This window comes from Bradyrhizobium sp., from assembly GCF_016219575.1.
Classification (GTDB): Bacteria; Pseudomonadota; Alphaproteobacteria; order Rhizobiales; family Xanthobacteraceae; genus Bradyrhizobium.
This window is the reverse complement of sequence record NZ_JACRMG010000039.1, coordinates 24,887-49,379: the sequence shown is the minus strand read 5'-3', so window position 1 is coordinate 49,379 and position 24,493 is coordinate 24,887. Positions and strand designations below refer to the sequence as shown.

The following is a 24,493-nucleotide window of genomic DNA, read 5'->3' as shown; positions in this document are numbered from 1 at the left end:
AGTTCACCCGTTCCCGCTTCCCGCATAGGGGTCGGGAATGCCGAGCTGCGACAGGATCTCGCGTTCCAGCGCCTCCATCGCCTCGGCGTCGTCGTCGTTCTCGTGGTCGTAGCCGACCAGGTGCAGGAAGCCGTGCACCGCGAGGTGGCTCAAATGATGATCGAACGGCTTGTCTTCCTCACTGGCTTCCCGCCGCGCCGTCTCATAGGCGATCGCGATGTCGCCGAGCATGCGCGGCATGTCGTCCGGTGCGTCCCCGCTCGGCTGCAACGCGGGGAAGGACAGCACGTTGGTCGGCTTGTCGATGCCGCGCCAGTTGCCGTTGAGCGTGCGGATGCCGCCGTCGTCGGTCAGCATTACCGCCAGCTCGGCATCGCCGGTGTCGGCGTCGGCGATTTCGGCGGCGGCCTCGATGGCGCGATGGATCACGGCTTCCGCGCCGGGCTCCGCCTGCCAGCAATCGGCGGTGACGAGGACTTCGGTCTGGGGAAGGACGGGGCGTGCCATCGTTCTTGGATGTTGGAGACGGCCGGAACCTGTTTGCCTCGGGTTTCCGGCGGCATTTTGTCGGGTCAAGATTTGCCGGTTGCAGGCCGTGCCGGCAATCCCTCATAGGCGGCGACGATCCGCGCCACCAGCTCGTGGCGGATGACGTCCTCGGCCGTGAATTTCACCTGCGCGATGCCTTCGACGCCGTCGAGCAGCCTGCATGCTTCCGCAAGGCCCGAGGCCTGCCCGTTCGGCAGGTCGATCTGAGAAGGATCGCCGGTGACGATCATGCGGCTGTTCTCGCCGAGGCGGGTCAAGAACATCTTCATCTGCATCGTCGTGGTGTTTTGCGCCTCGTCGAGGATGATCACGGCATTGGTCAGCGTGCGGCCGCGCATGAAGGCAAGCGGCGCGATCTCGATCTCGCCGCCTTGCAGCGCGCGCTCGACGATGCGCGCATCCATCAGGTCATAGAGCGCATCGTAGATCGGGCGCAGATAGGGATCGACTTTCTCGCGCAGGTCGCCCGGCAGGAAGCCGAGCCGTTCGCCGGCTTCCACTGCCGGCCGCGTCAGGATGATGCGATCGACCTCCTTGCGCTCGAACAGCTGCGCTGCATAGGCGACTGCGAGCCAGGTCTTGCCGGTGCCGGCGGGGCCGACGCCGAACACCAGCTCATGGCGCTTCAGCGCGCGCATGTAGGAGTCCTGCGCGGCGGTGCGCGCGCGCACCGGGCGCTTGCGCAGATTGATGGTCTCGAACTGCGACTTCGTGGTCTTGGCGTCGTATTCGAACAGCGAGCCCTGCGCGATCACGGCACGGATGGCGCCCTCGACGTCGCCCTGCGCGAGCTCGTGCCCCTGGTTGGCCTGGACATAAAGGGTCTCGAGCACGCGCCGCGCGGCATCGCAGCCGTCGCGCGATCCGGCCAGCGTGATGTGGTTGCCGCGGGAGTCCACGACCACGCCGAGCCGGCGCTCGATCAGCGCCAGGTTCTGGCCGTAGGGGCCGACCAGCGCGGAAACCGCGCGGTTCTCGTCGAAGTCGATGACGACTTGCGTCTCGGGTGGAATTTGCATGTCGCGGTCGAGTTTGCGGCTGGGAGCGAGCGAAGGCGAATCCGATGCGCTTTTTGCCAAGGGCTCAGGCTCCAGTGGTCATCCGGGATTCGGCGGGCTGCGCGGCGTAGGCCGGCGTGGCGAGGTGGCCGAGCAGGCTGTAGCGCTCGAGGCTCTCGACGTGGACGGGGAGGATCTTGCCGATGATGTCGGGCGAGGCCATCACGTGGGCGGGCTGCAGAAAAGCGGTGCGGCCGACGATCTGGCCCTCCTTGCGCGCACCCCGCTCGAACAGCACATCGACGGTCGTGCCAATCGCAGCCAGATTGAAGGCCGATTGCTGACTGTCGATCAAGTGCTGGAGGCGCTGCAATCGCTCTTCCATCTCGGCCTGTGACACCGTCTCCTGCATGTCCGCCGCCGGCGTGCCCGGCCGCGGCGAATATTTGAACGAATAGGCCGCAGCGTAACCGATTTGCGTGACAAGCGCGAGGGTGGCGGCAAAATCCTGTGCGGTTTCCCCGGGAAAGCCGACGATAAAATCCGATGAAAATGCAATGTCTTGGCGCGCGCGCCGGAAACGCTCGATGACATCCAGATATTCGGCGGCGGTATGCCTGCGGTTCATGGCCGCGAGAATGCGGTCGGAACCGGACTGCACCGGCAGGTGCACGAAGGGCATCAGCGCCGGGTTGTCGCGATGCGATTCGATCAGGCTGTCGTCGACGTCGAGCGGATGGCTGGTCGAATAGCGCAGCCGCAGCACGCCCTCGATCCCGGCGAGGTGATCCAGCAGCTTTCCGAGCGGCCAGCTTTTTCCGTCCGGCCCTTCGCCATGATAGGCATTTACGTTCTGCCCGATCAGCGTGATCTCGCGCACGCCGTTGTCGACAAGCCGCTTGACGTCGTCGACGACCTTCGCGATGGGCCGCGACACCTCGGCGCCACGCGTGTAAGGCACCACGCAGAAGGTGCAGAACTTGTCGCAGCCTTCCTGCACGGTAACGAAAGCGGAAATGCCGCGCGCCCGGATCGCATCCGGCTTGGGCGCGGGCAGGAAGCCGAACTTGTCCTCGACCGGAAACTCCGTCTCCAGCGCACGGCCGTCGCGCCTGGCGCGATCGAGCAGCTGCGGCAGATGGTGATAGCTCTGCGGGCCGACGACGATATCGACCACGGGCGCGCGGCGAATGATTTCCTCGCCCTCGGCCTGCGCCACGCAGCCGGCAACCGCAATGTTGACCTGCCGCCCGTCGCGCGCAGCCTCTTCCTTCATCGTGCGCAGCCGGCCGAGCTCGGAATAGACCTTTTCCGACGCCTTCTCGCGGATGTGGCAGGTGTTGAGGATGACGAAGTCGGCGTCCTCGGCGCTCGCGGTCTCGACGAAGCCCTCAGGCGCCAGCGTGTCCACCATGCGTTGCGCATCGTAGACATTCATCTGGCAGCCATAGGACTTTATGTGCAGCTTGCGCGGCGACGTCATGGAACCTGGTCGGGGGTAAACGGCGCCATCCGGGGCGCAGGGCTCAGATATAGCCTAACCGGCTGAAAATCCAGCGTTCAGGCCGGGCTTTTGGGCCACCTTCCCGACCAAATCGGGCAATTCCCGCATGTCTTCGAACACCAGCGCCGCTCCGGCGGCGAGCAGTTTCTCGGCGTGGCCCGGCAGGCAATGGCTGCCGCCGTGGAAACCGAGCACGGTCATGCCGGCCGCAACCGCCCCGGTGACGCCGGGAACGCTGTCCTCGATCACGAGGCATCGCTCCGGCGCCGCGCGCATTTCGTTGGCCGCATACAGGAACAAGTCCGGCGCCGGCTTGCCGCGCTTGACCTGGGTCGCCGAGAAAATGTGCGGCGAAAGCTGCTCGTAGAGCCTGGCGCATTCCAGCCCGTGGCGGATTTTTTCGGGCGTGCCGCTGGAGGCCACGCATTTCGGCAAGCCGATCGCGGCAATAGCCGCCGCGACACCGGCGATCGCCCTGAGGTCGCCGGCATAGAATTTGAGCGTGGCTTCCTTCACCTGCGCCTCGAAATCGTCCGGCAGGCTGCGCCCGATCTCGCGCTCGATCGTTTGCCGCGCCTCGCGGTCGGACACGCCGAGAAATCGCTCAAGCACCTGCGCCTCGGTGATGGGATAGCCGTGCCGCGCCAGCGTCTGCGCATGCGCGCGGCAGGAAATGACCTCGCTGTCGACCAGCACGCCGTCGCAGTCGAAAATGACGAGGTCGAAATTCACGCTCCGAGGAACCGCGCGGTCATTTCTTGTCGTCTTCGAGCGGAACGCAATACAGTTCCAGCCGGTGATCGACCAGCTTGTAGCCGAGCTTGCGGGCGATCTCGGCCTGCAGCTTCTCGATCTCTTCCGAGGTGAATTCGATCACCTTGCCGTCGCGCAGATTGATCAGATGATCGTGATGGCTGTCGCGCATCTGCTCGTAGCGGGCGCGGCCCTCGCGAAAATCGTGCCGCTCGATGATCCCTGCGTCCTCGAACAGCTTGACCGTGCGATACACCGTCGAGATCGAGATCTTGTCGTCGACCGCTACGCAGCGGCGGTACAATTCCTCGACGTCGGGGTGATCTTCCGCTTCCGCGAGCACGCGCGCGATCACACGGCGCTGCTCGGTCATGCGCATGCCGGTGGCGGAGCAGCGCGCCTCGATGCCGGATGCCTTGCCCGAGGGAGAATGCGCGGAGGAGGGTTTCAGTGCGGTCATGGTTTGGCCCTGAACGGAGATGGCGGTGGTTTGCCATCTCTTGCAGCTTACGACAAGTCGCGCCGCATCAGAAGCGCATTCAGCTGTTCCCCGCCGGCTTGCTGGTAATACCTTTCGCGGCGGCCGACCGCGGCAAAGCCCAGGCGTTCGTAAAGCCTTCGCGCCGGCTGGTTATTTTCCTCGACTTCGAGAAATATCTTGCGCGCGCCCCTCCCGGCGAGGTGGCCGAGATGGGTGAGCAGCAAGCTGCGCGAGAAGCCGCGGCCGCGATATCGCTCGTCCACGGCGATCGACAGGATCTCCGCTTCGTCGGCGGCCAGCCGCGACACCGCAAAGCCGATCACCTTGCGGCCCAGTCTCAGGCGATGCACCAGCGTGTTGCGTTCGCGCAGCATAACGTCGAATTCGCCTTCGCCCCAGCCGCGGTGAAATGAAGCGCCGTGCAATTGCGCCAAGCGCGCGGCGTCGCGGGGCGTTGCCGGCTCGACCACGGGCACCCCGCCGCCACTCCACCAGTCCGACAGCCAGCCGATCATGTGGTCTGCGCTTCCGCGGCGCGCGGCAACCGATCGGCCGGCGGCTTGGCGTCCGGCGCGCGCAGATAGAGCGGCCGCGGCGTCGCGACGGAGGGATCGACGGCAGCCGCCAGCCACGCCACCCAGACGATGTCGGGCGCGGCCTGCTGATCGACCTTGACCGGCGGGCTCGCATCCCTGGGCCAGCGCCCGGCAAGAAGATCGGCGGCATTGCCGACCAGATACGGCGCGCCGAAGCGCGAGGCCGCAAGCGCTTCTTCCATCGGCGCCACGCGCGGCGTCACCAGCGATTCGCCGTGGCCGCTGACGGCCTGCAGATAGACATGATCGTGCCGCGCATCGATGGCCGAGATGATCGGGTGCTCGCCATGCTCGCTGACATGCGGCGCGGCAAAAGCGGTTAGCGTGGTGATGCCGACCACGGGTTTGCCGGCGGCGAGCGCAATGCCGCGTGCCGCGGACAGGCCGACGCGCAACCCGGTGAAGCTGCCGGGTCCGGTGGTGGCGGCAATCCGGTCGAGCGCAGAGAATGCGACGCCGGATTGCTTCATCACCCGCGCCACCAGCGGCATTAGCGCCTCTGCGTGGCCGCGTTTCATTGCCAGCGATTCCTGCGCGATCACCTTGTCGCTGTCGGTGTCGAGGACGGCCGCAGCGCAGGCGTCGAGTGCGGTATCGATGGCTAGGATCAGCATGGGAAGAGAGCGAATGGCGAGTAGCGAATGGCGAGTGGAATATCCGAGCAGATCCCTATTCGCCACTCCCTATTCGCCATTCGCCTCCCCATCACATCGGCCGGACTTCGACCACGTCGGGGACGAAGTGGCGGAGCAGGTTCTGGATGCCGTGCTGCAGCGTCGCGGTCGAGGAGGGGCAGCCGGCGCAGGCGCCCTTCATGTTGAGGTAGACGATGCCGTCCTTGAAGCCGCGGAAGGTGATGTCGCCGCCGTCATTGGCGACCGCAGGGCGCACGCGCGTCTCGATCAGGTCCTTGATCTGCGCGACGGTTTCGGCGTCGTCCGCGTCGAAGAATTCGTCGGCTTCGTCGGACTCGTCGTCATTGGCGGCGGAGCCGTCGGCGAGCAGCGGCGCGCCGGACATGTAGTGCTCCATGATCGCGCCCAGGATCGCGGGCTTCAGGTGCTGCCAGTCGCCATCGGCCTTGGTGACGGTGACGAAGTCGGAGCCGAAGAACACGCCGGTGACGCCGGGCACCAGGAACAGGCGCGCGGCCAGCGGCGAGCGGCCGGCGGAATCGCGATTGGCAAATTCCATCGTGCCGGAATCGAGCACGATACGGCCCGGGATGAATTTCAGCGTGGCGGGATTGGGGGTGGCTTCGGTCTGGATGAACATGATTTTCTCCGGCGTCGCCGGTTCAAGGCCGGCGCGTGAGGTCTCCTTAGCAGATGGCGTCGCGCCGCGCACGGTCAAGGGTGTGGACCGGGCATTTCCGCGCTGCGTCAATGATTTAGAGCATGGTTTCGGGCCATCCGGCTTGCGCTGGCGCAAGGCGCCCGGGAACCGGCCCCGGGGGGCGGGTTACGACAGGCCGTCGATTTCGGCGTCCGTCAGGGCGCCCGAGATGATCATCAGGGGAATCGGAAACGAGCCGACCGTCTTGGCCATGGTAGTGATGATCGGGCCCGGACCCTCGGCGCCGGGGTTGGCGGCCAGCACCAGCATGGAGATGTCGTCATCCTTGTCGATGACGTCGAGGATCTGCTCGCCGGGATTGCCCTCGCGGATCACCCGTTCCGGCGTGATGGCGGCCACGCCATTGGCGCGGCCGGAGGCGCGGTCGAGCGCTTCGTTGGCGGCCTCATAGGCCTCCGCGCGCATGACTTCGGCAACCCCCAGCCATTGCTGGTTGGCATCCTCGGTCTCGATCACCCGCAGCATCACCACGCCGCCGCCGACCCGCATCGCCCAGCGCGCGGCATAGTAGACGGCGCGGTCCCATTCCGCGGAGTCGTCGACGATGACAAGGCATTTTGGCTTGTGACCCGATTCGTAAGCGTGTCGCTGACTGGTCATGCATGTCCCGGTGCTGCCAAACCGGCGCATGCTGCCACACTCGCTCCGCCCTTGGGTAGGGGGATGAAGGGTTCCGCCACCAACTAACGCCGTTCAGCGCTGGTGGATGAAGCCGACGATATCCTTGGTCTTGCGCATGGTTTCGTCGGCGATCGCGTGCGCCCGGCCCGCGCCGTCGGCGAGGATCGCATCGACATGGCCGGGATCGGCGACCAGGCGCTTCATCTCGCCGGCGATCGGCGACAATTTTGCGACGCACAGTTCGACCAGCGCGTTCTTGAAGCTGGAGAACTGCCCGCCGCCGAAATCCGTCAGCACCGTCTGCTTGGAGACGCCGGCCAGCGCCGCATAGATGCCGACGAGGTTGTCGGCTTCGGGACGGGGACCGAGACCCTTTTCTTCCGTCGGCAGCGGCTCCGGATCGGTCTTGGCCTTGCGGATCTTCTGCGCGATGAGGTCGGCATCGTCGGTGAGGTTGATGCGCGAATTGTCCGAGGCGTCCGACTTCGACATCTTCTTGGTGCCGTCGCGCAGGCTCATCACCCGCGTTGCCGGGCCCGTGATCAGCGGCTCCGGCTGCGGAAAGAACAATCCGTCATTGAAGCCCTGGCTGCGGATCGAATCGGCGAAGTCGTTGTTGAACTTCTGCGCGATGTCGCGCGAAAGCTCCAGATGCTGCTTCTGGTCCTCGCCGACCGGCACATGGGTGGCGCGGTACAAGAGGATGTCCGCCGCCATCAGCACGGGATAGTCGTAGAGTCCCACGGAAGCGTTCTCGCGGTCCTTGCCGGCCTTCTCCTTGAACTGGGTCATGCGGCTGAGCCAGCCGACGCGGGCGACGCAGTTGAAGATCCAGGCGAGCTCGGCATGGCCCGAGACCTGGCTCTGGTTGAACACGATGTGCTTCTTCGGGTCGATGCCGGCCGCGATGAACGCCGCGGTGACCTCGCGGGTGCTGCGCGCCAGTTCCGCCGGCCCGCCCCAGACTTCGACGCCTTGCGTGATCGCGTGCATGTCGACGACGCAATAGATGCAGTTGTGCGTTTCCTGCAGCTTCACGAAGTTGACGATCGCGCCGAGGTAATTGCCGAGATGCAGATTACCCGTCGGCTGGACGCCTGAAAAAACCCGTTCTGCGAACGCCATGGTTCTGGTTCCCATCTGTATTCGGGGCGTCGTTTGCCACGGGTATTTTAGCCGCGCAAGTCGCGCGGGGAGCCTTTGAGCGCGTTAACCACCTCGCGCCAGCCGGTGACGCCGAAAAGCTGCAGCAAGAGGCCGTAAAGCGTGATGCCGCCCGCGATCAGCACGGCAAGGGCAAGGGCCTGCGCAAGTCCGGCGGCAGGCAGAAACCGCAGCGCGAACCAGATCGACGCCGCCATCGCCAGCGCCGCCACGGCGATGCGCGGCAATCGCCGTCGCGCGGCCGCATCGAGCGCAAATCCAAATCGGGTGGCGCCCTCGCGCAGCAGCGACAACGCGCTGCTCCAGGCTCCCAGCGCAATGCCGGCGGCAATGCCTTCCACGCCGAAGAAATGGCCGAAGAGGAAGGCGGTCGCGAGCGCAAACACGATGCCCTTGAGCACGGAGACCAGCGGCGTCGCCGTGTTGTCTCGCGCGTAGAAGGCCGGCGCCAAGGCTTTGAACAGCACCTGTGCCGGCAAGCCCAGCGCCAGCCATACCAGCGCCCGCGCGGTGGCAGCGGTGTCACTGGCGGCAAACGCGCCATGCTCGAACAACAGCCGCACGATCGGCTCGGCCAGCACGATCAGTCCCAGCGTTGCCGGCAGTGCCAACCCTGCGGCCAGTTCGAGCGCGCGCGATTCCGCATGCGCCACGGCGGCCGTATCGCCGGCCTGCACGGCGCGCGACAATTCGCTCACCAGCACCGTGCCCATGGCGACGCCGACGAGGCCGAGCGGCAGCTCGATCAGGCGGCCCGCGAAATACAGCCACGACACGGCCGCCGGCGAGGACGAGGCGATGATCGCGCCCGCAATCATCAGGAGCTGCGGCCCGCTGCTCGCGATCATGCCGGGGATCGCCCTGGCAAGGAAGCCGCGCATCTCGGCATCGAAGGCCACGCGCAAGGGCGTGGCGGCCTTCTCGCCCTGGCGCAGCATCAGCATCGACAATTGCAGGAGCCCCGCGAGGCCGACGACAGCAGCAAGGATCAGCGCCGCGCGCGCCGCATCCTGCCGCCACGACAGCAGCACGGCGATTGCCGCAATCAGCGCGATGTTGAACAGCAGCGGCGAGAACGCGGTCAGCGCAAAGCGCCCTTGCGCATTCATCACGGCCATCAGCACGGTCACCGGACCGGCAAAGGCGAGATAGGGCAGCATCAGCCGGGCGTCGGCCACCGCCATGGCGAGCGTCTCGCTGCCGGCAAATCCGGGCGCCAGCGCCGCGATGACCAGCGGCATGCCGAGCGCGATCAGCGCGGTGGCCGCGACCAGGGCCGCGCTCACGGTGCCGAGCAGCTTTCCGGCGAACGCGGCTGCAGCCGCCGCGCCTTCCGTCTCGCGCAGCCGCAGCCAGGCCGGCACCAGCGCCGCATTCAGCGCGCCCTCGGTCAGGAGCCGCCGCACCACATTGACGAGCTGGAACGCGACCAGGAAGGCGTCCGCCACGGGACCGGCGCCCAAGAGCGCCGCGACCATGGAATCGCGCAGGAAACCCAGCAGCCGCGAGGCCAGCGTGCCCGAGGAGACCGTGAGGAAGGAGCGGATCATGGCCTGCTTATAACAGCGTCGCTTGCTGGCGCCCCGGCTAACGTGATAGGCCGCAGCACCTTTCCAACGCCGATTTGCGCCTGCGCGTATCGGTGTTTTCCCCGACAGGATCTCTGCAATGGCTGACGCAAAATACGACGTGCTCGGGATCGGTAACGCGATCTTCGACGTGCTGGTGCGTACCGACGAGAAGTTTCTCGCCGACCACGGCATGACCAAGGGCGGCATGGCGCTGATCGACGAGGCCCGCGCAGCCGCGATCTACCGCGACATGGGACCGGCCACGGAAATGTCGGGCGGCTCGGCCGCCAACACCATCGTCGGCATCGCCAATCTCGGCGCGCGCGCCGCCTATGTCGGCAAGGTCAAGGACGACCAGATCGGAAAACTCTACAGCCACGACATCCGCGCCGCCGGCGTCGCCTATGAGACGAAGCCCGCTGCCAACGGCCCCGCCACCGGCTGCTCCTACATCCTGGTGACGCCCGACGGCGAGCGCACCATGAACACCTATCTCGGCGCCGCGCAGGATCTCACCCCCGCCGACATCGATCCCGCGCAGATCGAGGCGGCGCGCATCGTCTATCTCGAGGGCTATCTCTGGGATCCCGCGAGCGCCAAGGAAGCCTTCGTGAAGGCCGCCACCATCGCGCATGGCGCGGGACGGCAGGTCGCGCTGACGCTGTCGGATGCCTTCTGCGTCGACCGCTACCGTGACGAGTTCCTGGAGCTGATGCGCAAGGGCACCGTCGACCTGATCTTCGCCAACGAGTCCGAGCTGCATTCGCTCTACCAGACCTCGGACTTCGACACCGCGCTGAAACAGCTCGGCGCCGACACGAAGCTCGGCGTCGTCACCCGCAGCGAAAAGGGCTGCGTGGTTACCTCGAAAGACGGCGTCGTCGCCGTGCCGGCCTTCCCGATCAAGGAAATGGTCGACACCACCGGCGCCGGCGATCTCTTTGCCGCGGGCTTCCTGTTCGGGCTGGTGCGCAATGCGGGCCTGCACAAGGCCGGCCGCCTCGGTGCGCTCGCCGCCGCCGAGGTGATCCAGCATATCGGCGCCCGGCCGATGGTCTCGCTCAGGGAGCTCGCGGAGCAGCACGGGCTGCCGGTGTAGGTTGCCGCCACGCGCGCCGCTGCACCCCTTGTGGGAGAGGGTGGCGCAATCGAGCGTCAGCGAGATGAAGCCGGGTGAGGGGTATCCGCGGAGACAGACCCCTCATCCGTCGCGCATCTGTCGATGCGCGCCACCTTCTCCCACAAGAGGAGAAGGGAAGGGACACCAGCAGCGTCCGTTCAAGCGGTCTTCGCCGCCTTCAGCCCGAGCCGCGCTTCGACCGCGTCGCGCATCATGAATTTCTGGATCTTGCCGGTCACGGTCATCGGAAACTCGTCGACGAATTCGACATAGCGCGGGATCTTGTTGTGCGCGATCTGCCCCTGGCAGAACGCGCGGATCTCTTCCGCCGTGAGGGTCTCGCCCGGTCGCGTCCTGATCCAGGCGCACAGCTCCTCGCCGTAGCGGTCATCGGCCACGCCGAAGATCTGCACGTCCTGGATCTTCGGGTGGCGATAGAGGAATTCCTCGATCTCGCGCGGATAGAGGTTTTCGCCGCCGCGGATCACCATGTCCTTGATGCGGCCGACGATATTGCAATAGCCCTCGCTGTCGATGACGGCGAGATCGCCGGTGTGCATCCAGCCGGCGGCGTCGAGCACGTCCGCGGTCTTCTCGCGCTCGTCCCAATAGCCCAGCATGATGCTGTAGCCGCGGGTGCAGAGCTCGCCGCGCTCGCCGCGCGGCACGATCTTGCCGTCGAGATCGACGACCTTGACCTCGACATGGGGATGGATGCGCCCGACCGTGGAAACACGGCGCTGCAGCGGATCGTCCACCGCGCTCTGGAAGCTCACCGGGCTCGTCTCGGTCATGCCGTAGGCGATCGTCACCTCGCCCATGTTCATCTCGTTGTTGACGCGCTTCATCACTTCCACCGGGCAGGGCGCCCCCGCCATGATGCCGGTGCGCAGCGATTTCAGGTCGAAGCGCGCAAACTGGGGATGGTCGAGCTCGGCGATGAACATGGTCGGCACGCCGTAGAGCGCCGTGCACTTCTCCTGCTCGATCGTCTGCAGCGTGATCAGGGGATCGAAGCCTTCGCCGGGATAGACCATGGCGGCGCCGAGGGTGACGGCGGCGAGATTGCCCATCACCATGCCGAAGCAGTGATACAGCGGCACCGGGATGCAGATGCGGTCGCGCTCGGTCAGGCGCATCGCGCGCCCTACGAAATAGCCGTTGTTGAGGATGTTGTGGTGGGTCAGCGTCACGCCCTTGGGCGAGCCCGTCGTGCCGCTGGTGAACTGGATGTTGACGGGATCGTCGAACTGCAACGCCTTGCCGAGTGCGGCAAGCTGGTCGCGGTGCCGTGCGCCGCCCATGCCGGCCACTTCGTCGAAGGCAAGCGCGCCGGGACAGAGCGGCCCGCCGATCTGGATCACCGCGCGAAGGTTCGGCAGCTTCGCGGCGCGCAGGTTGCCGGGCTGCGATGCCGCCAGCTCCGGCAGCAGTGTGTTGAGCATTTCCATGTAGTTGCTGGTCTTGAAGGCGGTTGCCGCCACGATCGCCGAGCATCCGACCTTGGCGAGCGCGAATTCAAGCTCGCTCAGGCGATAGGCGGGGTTGATGGTGACGAGGATCAGCCCGGCGCGGGCGGCCGCGAACTGCGTCAGCGTCCATTCCGGGCGGTTGAGCGACCAGATGCCGATCCGCGCCCCGCGCTCCAGCCCGAGCGCGAGGAAGCCGGCGGCGAGCGCATCGACGCGCTCGGCGAACTCTTTCCATGTCCAGCGCACGCCATGACTCGGCGAGACCAGCGCCTCCCGGTCGCCCCAGCGCTGCACCGCCTTGTCCAGGCTATCGCCGATGGTGTCGCCGAGCAGCGGCGCATCGGAGATGCCGCAAACATAACTGTTGGCTGTATCTGGCACGGTCGTTTCTCCCTGCGTCGAGGCGCGGGAAACATTATACCTCATGTTTGATCGGAGTCCCGGCGCCATCTGCTTACCTCGCCCCGCTCGCGGGGAGAGGTCGAAATTCGCGGAAGCGAATTTCGGGTGAGGGGGGAGCATCCGCAAAGCCGGTATCCGAAGTACCGCCGATGCCGCACTGCCCCTCACCCTACCCTCTCCCCGCGAAAGAGTGGGGAGAGGGAAAACGGCTCACGCCGCCTTCTGGCCGCTGCCGGCACCGAGCCCGGCGTAGATGCCGCGCTCGAATCCGGCAAAGGCTTCCAGGCAAATCCTGTCCGCGAACGGCAACAGCTGCATCAGGATCACGCCGGACACGTTGCGCGCCGGATCGATCCAGAAATAGGTGTTGGCCAGCCCCGCCCAGGCAAGGCTTCCGGCGCTGCGGCCTTCCGGCGTCTTGGCGGTGTTGATCAGGAAGCTCAGCCCCCATTTCTTCGACATGCCCGGATAGAGATCGACGTCGTTGGTGTAGATCGGCATCGCCGTCGTCAGCTTGCCGACTTCGAGCGCGCCGATGTTGTTCTGGCTCATCAGCGCCACCGTCTCGGGCTTCAGCACCTGGTTGCCGTTGCCCTTGCCCTTGCCAAGGATCATCTGGGTGAACTTGATGTAGTCGGCGGCCGTGCCATAGAGCCCGCCGCCGCCCATGTGAAATTCGGGATTCTGCTCGAGCTCGAACGGAATCGGTCCCAGCCCTTCCGGGGCGCGTGCATGCATGCCGACCAGCCGCTTGCGCATGGAATCATTGATCTTGAAGGCGGTGTCGTTCATGCCGAGCGGCCCGAGCAGATGGTCGCGCAGATAGGCGTCGAGCTTCTTGCCGCTGGCGGCTTCAATCGCCTTGCCGACGAAATCAATGTTGGTGCCGTAGTCCCAGCGCGTGCCCGGATCGTGCGCGAGCGGCGTTTTCAGTGCGGCGTTCTGGCAGGTGGTGATTCCGGGAGTGCCGGTCTTCTCCAGATATGTCGCCTTGTCGCCGTTCCACAGCTCGTAGGCGAAGCCCGCGGTGTGGGTCATCAACTGGCGCAGCGTGATCGCGCCCTTGGCGGGACGCAGTTTCGGATTGCCCGCGGCGTCGAAACCTTCCAGCACTTGCGGCGCGGCGAGATCGGGCAGCAACTTGCCGATCGGCTCGTCGAGCGAGAGCTTGCCCTGCTCGACCAGCTGCATGCCGGCGGCGGTCGTGATCGCCTTGGTCATCGAGGCGATCCAGAACACGCTGTCGGCGGTCATCGCGTCGTCCTTGCCGAGGTCGCGCTTGCCGAACGCGCCCTGGTAGATGGTCTCGCTTCCGGTGGCCGCCATCGCGACGACCCCGGGGATTTCCCTGGCGTCGCATTTCTGGCGCAACAGCTGGTCGATCTCAGACTTGGTCTGCATGGGGTCGCCTCCGCTGGATTATTGTTTTGGAGAGCCGCGATCCTCTTCCTCCGCCTGTGGTCCGGCAAGCGCGCGGTAAGTCGGGCGCCGCAAGGTCGCGATTTCGTGATCGTGCACGGCGCCGCAGGTCGGCTATGCGGCGCAGCGCGGCGAATCTGCAACACTTCGCCACAATTAGCGGTGGACGGGTTGCAAGATCGGTGACCGCCCGTCTGCGAAGCGTTATCGTTTGCATGGGCTGAAACCGTGCCCGCGTTTGTTGCGTAAAGTATTCAGATTGCAGCGCAAATGGCACCGAGGCGCGACCGCCCGGCGCAGGCGGCTGGCGACGACAAGAAATTTCGTTACAGGGGTAGGCCATGATTTCGAAGTGGAGCGAATGGAAGCGGTATCCGCGGCCCGGCCGCGGCGAGAATATCGAAGCCCCGATCACGCCGGGCATCTACGAAGTCCGCATCGCCGGCTCCGGCGCGCTGCATTCCTTTGACGCGGTCGAGAATGTTGCGGTGGCGCTCGCCATGCTGCAGGTCGGCTCGCGCTCCTGGTTCGGGCGCCGCGACCCCGCCTCGTCCCCCGACCTCGAATACCGCACCTGCGCCACCGCGACGCGCGCCGCCGCCAAGGCCGCCGCCGAGCGCATGATCGGCCGCCGCGAAACCTATATGAGCGGCGCGGCCTGATATGAGCCGTCGTTCCGGGGCTCGCGAAGCGAGAACCCGGAACCTCGAGATTCCGGGTTCGATGCTGCGCATCGCCTCGGAATGACAGCGAAATTCAAGAACGGCTTGAACGGCCGCCTTGTGGCGGCCGATGCGCTGCCGCCCGTTTGCGCCTATACTCGGATCAACCTTCAAGAAAATCCGAGGAGCACGCCCATGACCCCGACCGCCGCCGCCCGCGCCCAGACCTCCGCCCCCTCACTGCGCGACCGGTTGAAGGACCCCTCGCTTCTGAAAGACCGCTGCTACATCGACGGCGCCTGGGTCGGCACGCCGTCGCGGCCGGTCACCAATCCCGTCAACGGCGTCGAGCTCGCCAAGGTGCCGGTCATGAGCACGGCGGAAGCGACGCAGGCCGTGGAAGCCGCCGAACGCGCCTTTCCGGCGTGGGCGAAGCTCACCGCCAAGCAACGCTCAAATATCCTGCGAAAGTGGTTCGAGCTGATCGCCGCCAACCGCGAGGACCTCGCGCTGATCCTCACCTCCGAGCAGGGCAAGCCGCTGGCGGAAGCGCTCGGCGAGGTCGATATCGGCGGCGCCTATGTCGAGTTCTTTGCCGAGGAAGCCCGCCGCGTCTATGGCGAGACCATCCCGACCCAGCGGCCGGACGCGCGCCTGCTCGCGATCAAGCAGCCGATCGGCGTCTGCGGCGCGATCACGCCGTGGAATTTCCCCTGCTCGATGATCACGCGAAAGGTGTCGCCCGCACTCGCCGCCGGCTGCACCGTGGTGCTGAAGCCCGCCAACGAGACGCCGCTGACGGCGCTGGCGCTGGTCGCGCTGGCCGAAAAGGCCGGCGTGCCCAAGGGCGTGTTCAACATCCTCACCGGCAATTCTTCCGCCATCGGCAAGGTCCTGTGCGAGCATCCCGCCGTGCGCTTCGTCGGCTTCACCGGCTCCACCGAAGTGGGAAAGATCCTCTATCAGCAGGCCTCCGTCGGCGTGAAGAAGCTCGGGCTCGAACTAGGCGGCAACGCGCCGTTCGTGGTGTTCGACGATGCCGACATCGATGCCGCTGTCGAAGGCGCCATCGTCTCGAAGTACCGAAACATGGGCCAGACCTGCGTCTGCGCCAACCGCCTCTATGCCCAGGATAAGGTCTACGACGAGTTCGTGGAAAAGCTGTCGAAGAAAGTTTCGGCGATGAAGATCGGCGACGGCACGGAGCAAGGCGTGGTGCAGGGTCCGCTGATCAACATGGACGCCGTCGACAAGGTCGAGAAGCACATTGCCGATGCCGTGAAGGGCGGCGCGAAGATCGTCACCGGCGGCAAGCGCCATGCACTCGGCGGCAGCTTCTTCGAGCCGACGGTGCTTTCGAACGTGAAGCCCGACGCGCTGGTCGCGCATGAAGAAACCTTCGGCCCGCTCGCGCCGGTGTTCCGCTTCAAGGACGAAGCCGAAGTGATCGCGATGTGCAACAACTCGCCGTTCGGTCTCGCCTCCTACTTCTACTCCCGCGACCTCGGCCGCGTCTGGCGCGTGGCGGAGGCGCTGGAGTCCGGCATGGTCGGCGTCAACACCGGCCTCATCACCACCGAAGTCGCTCCCTTCGGCGGCGTCAAGGAATCGGGCCTCGGCCGCGAAGGCTCGCATCACGGCATGGAAGAATATGTCGAGATCAAATACGTGATGATGGCGGGGATGTAGCACTTCTTACCTTCTCCCCTTGTGAGAGAAGGTGGCGCGCGAAGCGCGACGGATGAGGGGTCTCTATCCTCGAATACGAGTGTCTCGGTAGGCACTCATCTGCGGAAGCAAACCCCTCACCCCGCTTCGCTGCGCGAAGCGACCCTCTCCCACAACGAGGGGAGAGGGTGAGGGCGACAGCCTCTCCCCGAACTCCCGCAAGTCGCGGCGCTCATTTCTTTGCATCGCGCCCTGATGCTGCACCGCCGCTGCTTGACGCAGGTCAAGCCCGCGTTGACGCGGGCCACATATCCTTTAACCTGATCGGAATTCGGCCGCCGGCAGCGGGCGACGACGCGGCAAAGCCCAGGAATGTTGAGAAGAACCTATCTTGCGCCGGGCGAGCGGGAGCTTCTGCTCCGCTTCTGGCGGAGCGCTTCCGGGTTTTGGCGCGGCCGCCGCTCGTGGAAGACGTGGTTGATCGCGGCGGCGCTGATCGCCACCGTACTGCTGCAATTGTTGACCCAGTACCGCATCAACTTCTGGAACCGCGACTTCTTCGACGCCATCGGCCGCCGCGACGAAGCGGGGCTGTGGACCCAGGCCGGGCGCTTCGTGCCGTTGGCCCTCGCCAGCCTGTCGCTTGCGGTGTTCTCGGTTTGGGGCCGCATGACCATGCAGCGCAACTGGCGCGAATGGCTGAGCAACCATCTCTACGACTATTGGCTCAGCAACGAGCGTCAGGTCAGGCTGAAATTCGCGGTCACCGATCATCAGGCCCCTGAATTCCGGATTGCCGAGGATGCCCGGATCGCCACCGATCTTCCTGTCGACCTGGTGCTCGGATTGGTCTCATCCCTGCTCACCCTCGTCACCTTCATCGGTGTGCTCTGGTCGGTGGGCGACGGGTTGCAGCTCAGTTTCAACGGCACGACCGTGACCATTCCCGGCTATCTCGTCATCGCCGTCATCCTCTATTCCATCCTGTTGTCGCTCGCGATGTGGCTGATCGGACGGCACCTGACGCAGGTCATGGAGGATTACAAGCGCACCGAGGCGGAGCTGCGCTCGATCGGCACGCACCTGCGCGAGAGCGGCGAGGGCACCGCCTTGCCGGATGAACGCAAGGATGGACGCCAGTCGATCGGCGCGGCGTTGAAGGCGGTGATCGAGGTCTGGGTTGCGTATTGCTGGCAGCTGATGCGCATAACCGTGGTCAGCCACACCAATACCCTGGTCACGCCGATCATCGGCCTCCTGCTGTGCATGCCGAAATATCTCGCCGGCGGCATGTCGCTCGGCGAAGTGGTGCAGGCCGCGGCCGCCTTCGTCGTGGTGCAGTCCGCGTTCAACTGGTTCACCGACAACTACGCCAAGCTGGCGGAGTGGGCCGCCTCCGCCAACCGCGTGGCGTCGCTGCTGCTGGCGCTGGACGAGATCGATACGGGGCCTAATCCTGGCTGAACGCGCCGTGACGACCGATGCCGGAGGCGAAGCGCGCAGCGCCCGACAGCGTCTCGCCGGAGGCGATCACTTCCAGCCCGCCGCGCATTTCGTTGACGATCGCCTCTTCCTCGCTGAGGTCCCATTGCCGCAGCGCCGACAGCCGGTCGGCGCGCATGCAGGCCTGCGGAAAACGCGCGATCTCCTGCGCCAGCGCGATTGCATGCGCGCAGGCCTCGCCTCGGCCGACCACGCGGTTGGCGAGCCCCATGCGCAGCGCCTCCTGCGCGCCGACGGGGCGGCCGGTGAGGATCAGGTCGATCGCCTGCGAGTGCCCGATCAGCCGCGGCAGCCGGATGGTGCCGAGATCGATCAGCGGCACGCCGAACCGGCGGCAGAAGATTCCGAAGGTCGCATCCTCCGCCACCACGCGCATGTCGGCCCATAGCGCGAGCTCCATGCCGCCGGCCACCGCAAAGCCCTCGACTGCCGCGATCACGGGCTTCGACAGCCGCAGCCGGCTCGGCCCCATCGGCGCGATGCTGTCGAAGCCGCCGAGCTCGCGCTTCTTCTCGGGATCGCCCGCGGCGACCTTCTTGAGATCGGCACCGGCGCAGAAATAGCCGCCGGTGCCGGTGAACACGGCGACGGAAGCATCCTTGTCGGCATCGAAGGCGAGGAAGGCGTCATAGAGTTTTCGCGCGGTGGCGCCGTCCACGGCGTTGCGGCAATGCGGACGGTTGATGGAGATGATCGTCACCGCGCCCTCGCGATCGACGAGGACGGAGTTTTCTTCGGACATTGAGCGCCTCCCTTGCGTTTCCGGCGCCAGCCTAGCTTCGTCGGCTATTCAACGCCATCGCGAACGAAGGCCACGCGGATGGTGGGATCGCCGATCGCCTCATGGGCGTCCTCGAAGCGGACGCGGCGGGTGATGACGCGCTCGGGATGAAAATGCCCGCGTTCGACATGGCCGACGCATTCCGGAAGCTCGGCGCGCACGTTGACTCGGCTGACGCGGAAGGTGATGCCGACGCCGTACATGTGGCGCAGCGGCACCGGCGTGGTGTGGGTGAAATCGCCATACATGCGCTGGCAGATGCCGTTCGGTTCCGCAGAGTGGAATGCAAGCTGGATGGAAGCATCTGTCGCCGCGGCATCGATCACGATCGGAAAGCGCCCGATCGGGTCCATCGTGAGCCCCTTCGGCGCTTCATGCACTTCCGCGCCGAGCGACTTCGCCTTGGCCAGCCGCTGCGGGTCGTCGTCGACATAGACGACACGCCGCGCACCGCGGCTGACCGCGGCCTGCACCGCGAACATCGACAGCGATTGCCCGGAGCCGCCGATCACCAGCACCTCTTCGCCCGGCCGCTGCTTCAGCCAGTTGGCCACCGCGCTGAAGCCATCGGTCGCGCCGTCGGCGAGGCCGGCGGTCTGCGACAGCGCATGCCCCCTCGGCTGCCGCACCAGCATGTGGTCGGCGAAGGGCACGCGGATGAGGTCGGAAAGCGCGCCGCCATATTCGATGCCGCATACCGGCTTCAGCCCGTAGGACGAGCGGAACGGCACGCTGGTACAGGCATTGGTGTGGCCGCGCCGGCAGGAAGCGCATTCGCCGCAGCTGATCTGGAACGGCACGATGACGAGATCGCCGGGCACGAAATTCCTCACGGCGTCGCCGACATCGACCACGCGCCCCGCGGTCTCATGCCCGAGCGCGAACGGGCCGGGCAGGCCGGACCGGCCGCCGGCAATCGTGAGGTCAAGGTCGCACCGCGTCACCGCCAGCGGCGCCACGATGGCGTCGCGGCTGTCCTGCAGCTTCGGCTCGGGGACGTCCCACCATTCGATCCTTGTGCCGCCGACATAGGTGAGCTGACGCATGCTGGTGTCTCCGTTGCGCGCGGGACACTGCAGAAGCCGGCGGAGGCGGACAAATGGTTTGTGCTCATGTCGGGTGAAAGGGATTCACCTGGCTGTCGTCCCGGCCAAGCGGGGCGCCGATCTACTTTGCATGGGGTTGTTTTCGCGATTTTGTGTCGAGGCCCAGCGGTGCACCGCCGCATAGCCTGTGCCTCAAACCTTCAACTCGCTCCCCGTGACGCGCCGGTACGCTTCCAGATACCGCTTGCTCGTCGCCTCCACCACGCTCGCCGGCAGTTTTGGCGCGGGCGCCTCGCCGTTCCAGCGGCCGGCGCGGCGCTCGGCATCGAGGTAGTCGCGCAGCGGCTGCTTGTCGAAGCTCGGCTGCGGCTGGCCGGGCTTGTAGCTGTCCACCGCCCAGAAGCGCGACGAGTCGGGCGTCATCACCTCGTCGATCAGGATGATGCGTCCGTCGCCGTCGCGGCCGAACTCGAACTTGGTGTCGGCGATGATGATGCCGTGATCGCGCGCGATCCTCTCGCCGAGCGTATAGATGGTGCGCGCCATCTGCTCGAGCTTGTGCGCAACCTCGTCGCCGACGATCTCGCGCACGCGGGAAACCGTGATGTTCTCGTCATGGCCGGTCTCCGCCTTGGTCGCAGGGCTGAAGATCGCGGGCTCGAGCTTTGCGCTTTCGGTAAGGCCGGCCGGCAGCTTTTCGCCGGCGAGCGTGCCCTGTGCTGCATATTCCTTCCAGGCCGAGCCGGAGATGTAGCCGCGGATCACGCATTCGATCGGAAACACCGTGGTGCGCTTGCACAGCATGGCGCGGCCCAGAATGTCGGCGCGGTGGTTTGTCAGCGCCGGCACTTCCGCGATGATGGCATCCGCATCGGCGCTGATCATGTGATGCGGCACGATGCTCTCGAGCCGCTTGAACCACCACGCGCTGATCTGGGTCAGCACCGCGCCCTTCATCGGGATGGTCTCGGCCATCACCACGTCGAAGGCGCTGATGCGGTCGGTGGTGAGCAGCAGCACGCGGTCCTCGCCGACGGCATAGATGTCGCGCACCTTGCCGCGCCCGATCCGGGGCAAGGGCAGATCGCTGGCGAGCATGGCGTTCATGAAGACCTCTCCTCAAACCGGAGGGGAGGGATTAGCTCATTCCGGCAGCGGAATGAACTCATGTTCCTGCGGAACGGCGGCAAAACGCCCGGTTTTCCAGTCCTGTTTGGCTTGTTCGATGCGCTCCTTGCTGGAGGAAACGAAATTCCACCAGATATGCCGCGGTCCCTCCAGCGCGTCGCCGCCCAGGAACATCATGCGTGTCGGCCTGGTGGTCTTCACCGTGATGCGGTCGCCGGGCCGGAAGATCAGGAGCCGCGGGCCTTCGTAGCGCTCGTTCGCGATCTCGACCTCGCCGTCGACGACGTAGATCGCGCGCTCCTCGTGATCGGGATCGAGCGGCACCTGAGCGCCGGCCTGCGCCGTCACTTCCGTGTAGAACCACGGCGAGACCATGCTCACCGGCGAGGCCGCGCCGAACGAGGAGCCCGCGATGATGCGCGCGGTGAAGCCGCTCGCCGTCACTGTCGGCAGGCTCTCGGCGGCGTAATGCTGGAACGAGGGCGCGATTTCCTCCGATCCCTTCGGCAGCGCGATCCAGCTCTGCAGGCCCAGCATCTTCTGCCCGTCGCGACGCTGCACGTCCGGCGTGCGCTCGGAATGCGCGATGCCGCGGCCGGCGGTCATCAAATTCATCGCGCCGGGCTGGATCTCCTGGATGTTGCCCTCGCTGTCGCGGTGCATGATCGAGCCGTCGAAGAGGTAGGTGACGGTGGCAAGCCCGATATGCGGATGCGGCCGCACGTCCATGCCCTTGCCGGCCATGAACTGCACCGGTCCGAAATGATCGAAGAAGATGAAGGGACCGACCATCTGCCGCCTGCCATGCGGCAGCGCGCGGCGCACGGCAAAGCCGTCTCCGAGGTCGCGGGTGCGCGGCACGATGACGAGGTCGAGCGCGTCGCAGGTTTTGGGATCGCCGAGCACAGGATCGTTGGAGGGAAGCCAGCTCATGGGGATACTCCGTTACTATTCTTGGCGATCATACGCTTCCTGTCGTCGCGGCCAAGCGACCGTCCGTCGCAATAAATTGATGTGCGGTGCAGACTGCACTAGGATTCGAAACCAACAGCGTTCATGGTTCAATAATCTAGATGTCTCTTGCCGCCCTTGACCTTGCCCTGCGCGCCGCTGTTGTCGCGATGTTGCTGGTGCTCGCCGCCACGCTGTTCCGCGATTTTCGCCATGTCGTGGCAGGCCGTCTCGCTGTGGCCCTCGCGCTGGGATCGGCCGCCCATGCGGCTACCTACGCGATCGGAAATCCTGCACCCGCGACGCCATGGCAAGCGCCTGTCATCGCGCTGTCGACCGGCAACATCGTGGTATTCTGGCTGTTCACGCGCGCGCTGTTCGACGATTCCTTTGGGCTGCGCTGGTGGCATGCGGCGACATGGCTGGCTGTCGTCGCGTTCAGCTTCGCCAATTGCGCGTTTCTCGCGCCTTCGTCCGGCGGTGCGCGGCTCTCCGTCATCGCGATCAACCTGCTGGTGCTCGGTTTTATCGCGCTCGCGGTCGTGCAGACCGTAGCATCGTGGTCGGCCGACCTGGTCGAGGAGCGCCGTCGCGTGCGCGTCTTTATCGTAGTCGCGGCCGCACTCTATGGCGGCCTCAATGCGATCCTGCACCTGGCGATTTCAGGCGCCAATGCCGCCGGGATCGCCAATGCCGCTAATGGCGCGTTGCTCGCCGGCGTCGTCGCCGCGATCTGCCTGGCGATGCTGCGCGTCGGCGGCGCGGAGTTGTTCGCAGCCGCGCCGGTCGCGGCCGAACCTTCGCCGCAACCCGATACGAGCGCAGCCGATCAAAAACTCCTCGACGCCCTGATGCGGCTGATGGCGGACGAGCGGATCTATCGCCACGACAATGTCAGCATCGGCGCGCTGGCGACCAAACTCTCCATTCCCGAATACCGGCTGCGGCGGCTGATCAACCAGAAGCTCGGCTATCGCAATTTCAATGTGTTCCTGAACAACCACCGCATCGAGGAAGCCAAGGCGGCGCTGGCCGATCCCGCGCAGGCCGAAGTGCCGGTCATCACCATTGCGATGGATGCGGGCTTTGCCTCGCTCGGACCCTTCAACCGCGCCTTCAAGGCGACGACCGGGTTGACGCCGACCGAGTATCGCCGCCGGCGGGGGATCGCGGCCTGATCGCTATTTCATTGTAATTTCTGGACAAATTCAGAATCGGCAAGACGTTTGCAGAATTTGGCGAGCCGCGTTCCAAATCCGGCGAGCAGGCGAGCCCGACATCAGGCTCTTGGGGGCGACCCTCAAGCAGGAAGCCCCTCATGACCCGCAAGAAGCTGTTCCTCATCCTCGTTGCCTCCACCGCGCTGAGCGCGCTGGCGCTGTCGGCCGCACGTGCCCGCGACATGCCGAAGGTGGCGACCGGTTTCGTCGCCAACGTGATCTGCACGGAAACCTTCGTTTCCGGCCTCGATCCGGAGCGCGTGTTCGCCGAGACCACATCCGCGATGCCGGGCGTCGGCCTGATCACCTGGGCGCTCGACTATCGCGTCGACCGCGCACGCAGGGATGTGACGGTGACGTTGTTCGGGATCGGCAAGAGCCACGCCGTCTATCGCGGCGAAGGGCTCGGCTGCTATCTCGATCATGGCGGCACTGTTGCCGACATTTCGCTACCGGCGATGGACGTGAAGCCGTTGCTCCCGGAGATCGCAGGCGCCTCCGTCGTGGTGCCGCAATCGCCGCCGCTCGCCGCCGCGCTCGATCGCGCCTTTGCCGAGCCGGACAAGTCGACGCCGCGCAACACCCGCGCCATCGTGGTGCTAAAGGACGGCCGCGTCATCGCCGAGCGCTATGCCGATGGCGTCGGCATCGACACGCCGTTGCTCGGCTTCTCCGCCACCAAATCGGTGATGTCGGCGCTCGCGGGCATCATGGTGCGCAAGGGCGCGCTGAAGCTGCACGAGCCGGCGCCGATTGCCGCCTGGCAAGGCGCCGACGACCCGCGGCGCGCGGTCACGCTCGATCATTTGCTGCGCCACACCGCGGGGCTCGCGCTCGGCAGTTCGCTCTCGGCTTCGCTTGCGTCGGCGCTCGAGCCGGTCAACCGCATGAAGTTCATGGAGAACGACATGGCGGCCTATGCCGAGGGCATGCGGCTTGAGACCGCGCCGGGAGCTGCGTGGAATTACCATGACGGCAATACTGTCATCCTCGCGCACCTGATCCGCCAGGCCGCGGGCGGCAGCGCTGAAGACATGATGCGGCTTGCGCGGCAGGAACTGTTCGGCCCGCTCGGCATGCGCCACGTCGCGCTCGAATTCGACGCGGCGGGCAATGCGGAGGGATCGAGCCAGCTGCTCGCCAGCGCGCGCGACTGGGCGCGTTTCGGCCAGCTCTACCTCAATGACGGCGTCGCCGGGGGCAAGCGCATCCTGCCCGAAGGCTGGGTGAAATATTCGGCGCAGCCTACGCCGGGCGCCTGGGTAGGCCAGGGCGCCGGCTTCTGGACCAATCTCGGCGACAGCTTTGGCGCGAGCTACCGCGTCGAACGCGGCATGCCGCGCGATGCCTTCTTCGCCAAGGGCACCATCGGGCAATGGGTTGTCATCGTGCCCTCGGAGAAGCTGGTCATCGTCCGGCTCGGCCGCTCGCCGAACTGGCCGCCCGAGGCCGACGGCGTGTTCCAGCTGGTCAGCGACGTGATCGCAGCGACGAGCGGCCACGCCAAACTGGCGGGAGGCAATTGAAA

23 protein-coding genes are annotated in these 24,493 nt (G+C 65.9%); 6 read left to right on the top strand and 17 right to left on the bottom strand.

The genetic code is table 11. The annotated features are described in order from the left end of the window. Nucleotides 1-3: 3 nt before the first annotated feature. The 11 genes from ybeY to murJ all read right to left on the bottom strand — a co-directional run bounded on the left by ybeY (nt 4) and on the right by murJ (nt 9,572). Nucleotides 4-507: an rRNA maturation RNase YbeY gene (ybeY, locus tag HZB49_RS28315; protein ID WP_291617437.1), complete on the bottom strand. Its 504-nt coding sequence runs from the start codon at nt 505-507 to the stop codon at nt 4-6. A gap of 65 nt (nt 508-572) precedes the next feature. Next, nucleotides 573-1,628 carry a PhoH family protein gene (locus HZB49_RS28310; protein ID WP_291617436.1) on the bottom strand — a complete coding sequence of 352 codons (1,056 nt, stop codon included), beginning with the start codon at nt 1,626-1,628 and terminating at the stop codon, nt 573-575. Nucleotides 1,629-1,632: 4 nt separating this feature from the next. Continuing rightward, entirely contained in the window at nt 1,633-3,030 is a 1,398-nt protein-coding gene (miaB, locus tag HZB49_RS28305) for a tRNA (N6-isopentenyl adenosine(37)-C2)-methylthiotransferase MiaB (protein WP_291617435.1), read from the bottom strand. A gap of 54 nt (nt 3,031-3,084) precedes the next feature. After that, nucleotides 3,085-3,783 carry an HAD family hydrolase gene (locus tag HZB49_RS28300; protein ID WP_291617434.1) on the bottom strand — a complete coding sequence of 233 codons (699 nt, stop codon included), beginning with the start codon at nt 3,781-3,783 and terminating at the stop codon, nt 3,085-3,087. 19 nt (nt 3,784-3,802) lie between these two features. Beyond that, entirely contained in the window at nt 3,803-4,264 is a 462-nt protein-coding gene (locus tag HZB49_RS28295; RefSeq protein WP_291617433.1) for a Fur family transcriptional regulator, read from the bottom strand. A 47-nt stretch (nt 4,265-4,311) separates the two neighbouring features. Continuing rightward, nucleotides 4,312-4,800 (bottom strand): ribosomal protein S18-alanine N-acetyltransferase, encoded by a 489-nt coding sequence (rimI, locus tag HZB49_RS28290; protein WP_291617432.1) that lies wholly within the window; start codon nt 4,798-4,800, stop codon nt 4,312-4,314. Then, complete coding sequence (tsaB, locus tag HZB49_RS28285; protein WP_291617431.1) at nt 4,797-5,495, bottom strand: tRNA (adenosine(37)-N6)-threonylcarbamoyltransferase complex dimerization subunit type 1 TsaB; 699 nt, start codon at nt 5,493-5,495, stop codon at nt 4,797-4,799. The genes rimI and tsaB overlap by 4 nt, the downstream gene beginning before the upstream one ends. Before the next feature lie 91 nt (nt 5,496-5,586). Further along, on the bottom strand, nt 5,587-6,156 hold the full coding sequence (locus HZB49_RS28280; protein WP_291617430.1) for a NifU family protein: 570 nt from the start codon (nt 6,154-6,156) through the stop codon (nt 5,587-5,589). A 186-nt stretch (nt 6,157-6,342) separates the two neighbouring features. Next, nucleotides 6,343-6,837 (bottom strand): universal stress protein, encoded by a 495-nt coding sequence (locus tag HZB49_RS28275; protein WP_291617429.1) that lies wholly within the window; start codon nt 6,835-6,837, stop codon nt 6,343-6,345. 93 nt (nt 6,838-6,930) lie between these two features. After that, nucleotides 6,931-7,983 carry a tryptophan--tRNA ligase gene (gene trpS, locus HZB49_RS28270; protein WP_291617428.1) on the bottom strand — a complete coding sequence of 351 codons (1,053 nt, stop codon included), beginning with the start codon at nt 7,981-7,983 and terminating at the stop codon, nt 6,931-6,933. A 47-nt stretch (nt 7,984-8,030) separates the two neighbouring features. Beyond that, nucleotides 8,031-9,572: a murein biosynthesis integral membrane protein MurJ gene (gene murJ, locus HZB49_RS28265; protein ID WP_291617427.1), complete on the bottom strand. Its 1,542-nt coding sequence runs from the start codon at nt 9,570-9,572 to the stop codon at nt 8,031-8,033. A 118-nt stretch (nt 9,573-9,690) separates the two neighbouring features. Between murJ and HZB49_RS28260 the strand changes: the two genes are divergently transcribed. Continuing rightward, entirely contained in the window at nt 9,691-10,692 is a 1,002-nt protein-coding gene (locus HZB49_RS28260; RefSeq protein ID WP_291617426.1) for an adenosine kinase, read from the top strand. A gap of 179 nt (nt 10,693-10,871) precedes the next feature. Here HZB49_RS28260 and HZB49_RS28255 read toward each other — a convergent pair whose 3' ends face one another. Both HZB49_RS28255 and HZB49_RS28250 read right to left on the bottom strand, forming a co-directional pair. Further along, nucleotides 10,872-12,566: an AMP-binding protein gene (locus tag HZB49_RS28255; protein ID WP_291617425.1), complete on the bottom strand. Its 1,695-nt coding sequence runs from the start codon at nt 12,564-12,566 to the stop codon at nt 10,872-10,874. Nucleotides 12,567-12,797: 231 nt separating this feature from the next. Next, a complete protein-coding gene (locus HZB49_RS28250; protein ID WP_291617424.1) occupies nt 12,798-13,988 on the bottom strand; it encodes a serine hydrolase domain-containing protein in 1,191 nt (396 codons plus the stop codon). A gap of 359 nt (nt 13,989-14,347) precedes the next feature. Between HZB49_RS28250 and HZB49_RS28245 the strand changes: the two genes are divergently transcribed. The 3 genes from HZB49_RS28245 (at nt 14,348) to HZB49_RS28235 (ending at nt 17,800) form a co-directional block, all read left to right on the top strand. Further along, nucleotides 14,348-14,668 carry a hypothetical protein gene (locus HZB49_RS28245; protein ID WP_291617423.1) on the top strand — a complete coding sequence of 107 codons (321 nt, stop codon included), beginning with the start codon at nt 14,348-14,350 and terminating at the stop codon, nt 14,666-14,668. A gap of 195 nt (nt 14,669-14,863) precedes the next feature. Continuing rightward, nucleotides 14,864-16,357, top strand: a complete 1,494-nt coding sequence (locus tag HZB49_RS28240) for an NAD-dependent succinate-semialdehyde dehydrogenase (protein ID WP_291617422.1) — start codon at nt 14,864-14,866, stop codon at nt 16,355-16,357. A gap of 351 nt (nt 16,358-16,708) precedes the next feature. Then, nucleotides 16,709-17,800: an SbmA/BacA-like family transporter gene (locus tag HZB49_RS28235; RefSeq protein ID WP_291617421.1), complete on the top strand. Its 1,092-nt coding sequence runs from the start codon at nt 16,709-16,711 to the stop codon at nt 17,798-17,800. On the opposite strand, the gene HZB49_RS28230 is transcribed toward HZB49_RS28235, so the two are convergent. From HZB49_RS28230 to HZB49_RS28215, 4 genes are all read right to left on the bottom strand, one after another. Continuing rightward, a complete protein-coding gene (locus HZB49_RS28230; protein WP_291617420.1) occupies nt 17,787-18,581 on the bottom strand; it encodes a crotonase/enoyl-CoA hydratase family protein in 795 nt (264 codons plus the stop codon). The genes HZB49_RS28235 and HZB49_RS28230 overlap by 14 nt on opposite strands. Nucleotides 18,582-18,625: 44 nt before the next feature. Beyond that, nucleotides 18,626-19,666, bottom strand: coding sequence for an alcohol dehydrogenase catalytic domain-containing protein (locus tag HZB49_RS28225; protein ID WP_291617419.1), 1,041 nt, complete (start codon nt 19,664-19,666; stop codon nt 18,626-18,628). Between the two features lie 192 nt (nt 19,667-19,858). Continuing rightward, the gene (locus HZB49_RS28220) at nt 19,859-20,773 is read right to left on the bottom strand and encodes a phosphoribosylaminoimidazolesuccinocarboxamide synthase (protein ID WP_291617418.1); all 915 of its coding nucleotides are present in this window, start codon (nt 20,771-20,773) and stop codon (nt 19,859-19,861) included. A gap of 36 nt (nt 20,774-20,809) precedes the next feature. After that, nucleotides 20,810-21,727: a pirin family protein gene (locus tag HZB49_RS28215; RefSeq protein ID WP_291617417.1), complete on the bottom strand. Its 918-nt coding sequence runs from the start codon at nt 21,725-21,727 to the stop codon at nt 20,810-20,812. Between the two features lie 140 nt (nt 21,728-21,867). Here HZB49_RS28215 and HZB49_RS28210 point away from each other — a divergent pair, with 140 nt between their 5' ends. After that, nucleotides 21,868-22,923, top strand: coding sequence for a helix-turn-helix domain-containing protein (locus HZB49_RS28210; protein ID WP_291617416.1), 1,056 nt, complete (start codon nt 21,868-21,870; stop codon nt 22,921-22,923). Between the two features lie 140 nt (nt 22,924-23,063). Beyond that, the gene (locus HZB49_RS28205; RefSeq protein ID WP_291617415.1) at nt 23,064-24,491 is read left to right on the top strand and encodes a serine hydrolase; all 1,428 of its coding nucleotides are present in this window, start codon (nt 23,064-23,066) and stop codon (nt 24,489-24,491) included. The last annotated feature ends 2 nt before the right edge of the window (nt 24,492-24,493 follow it).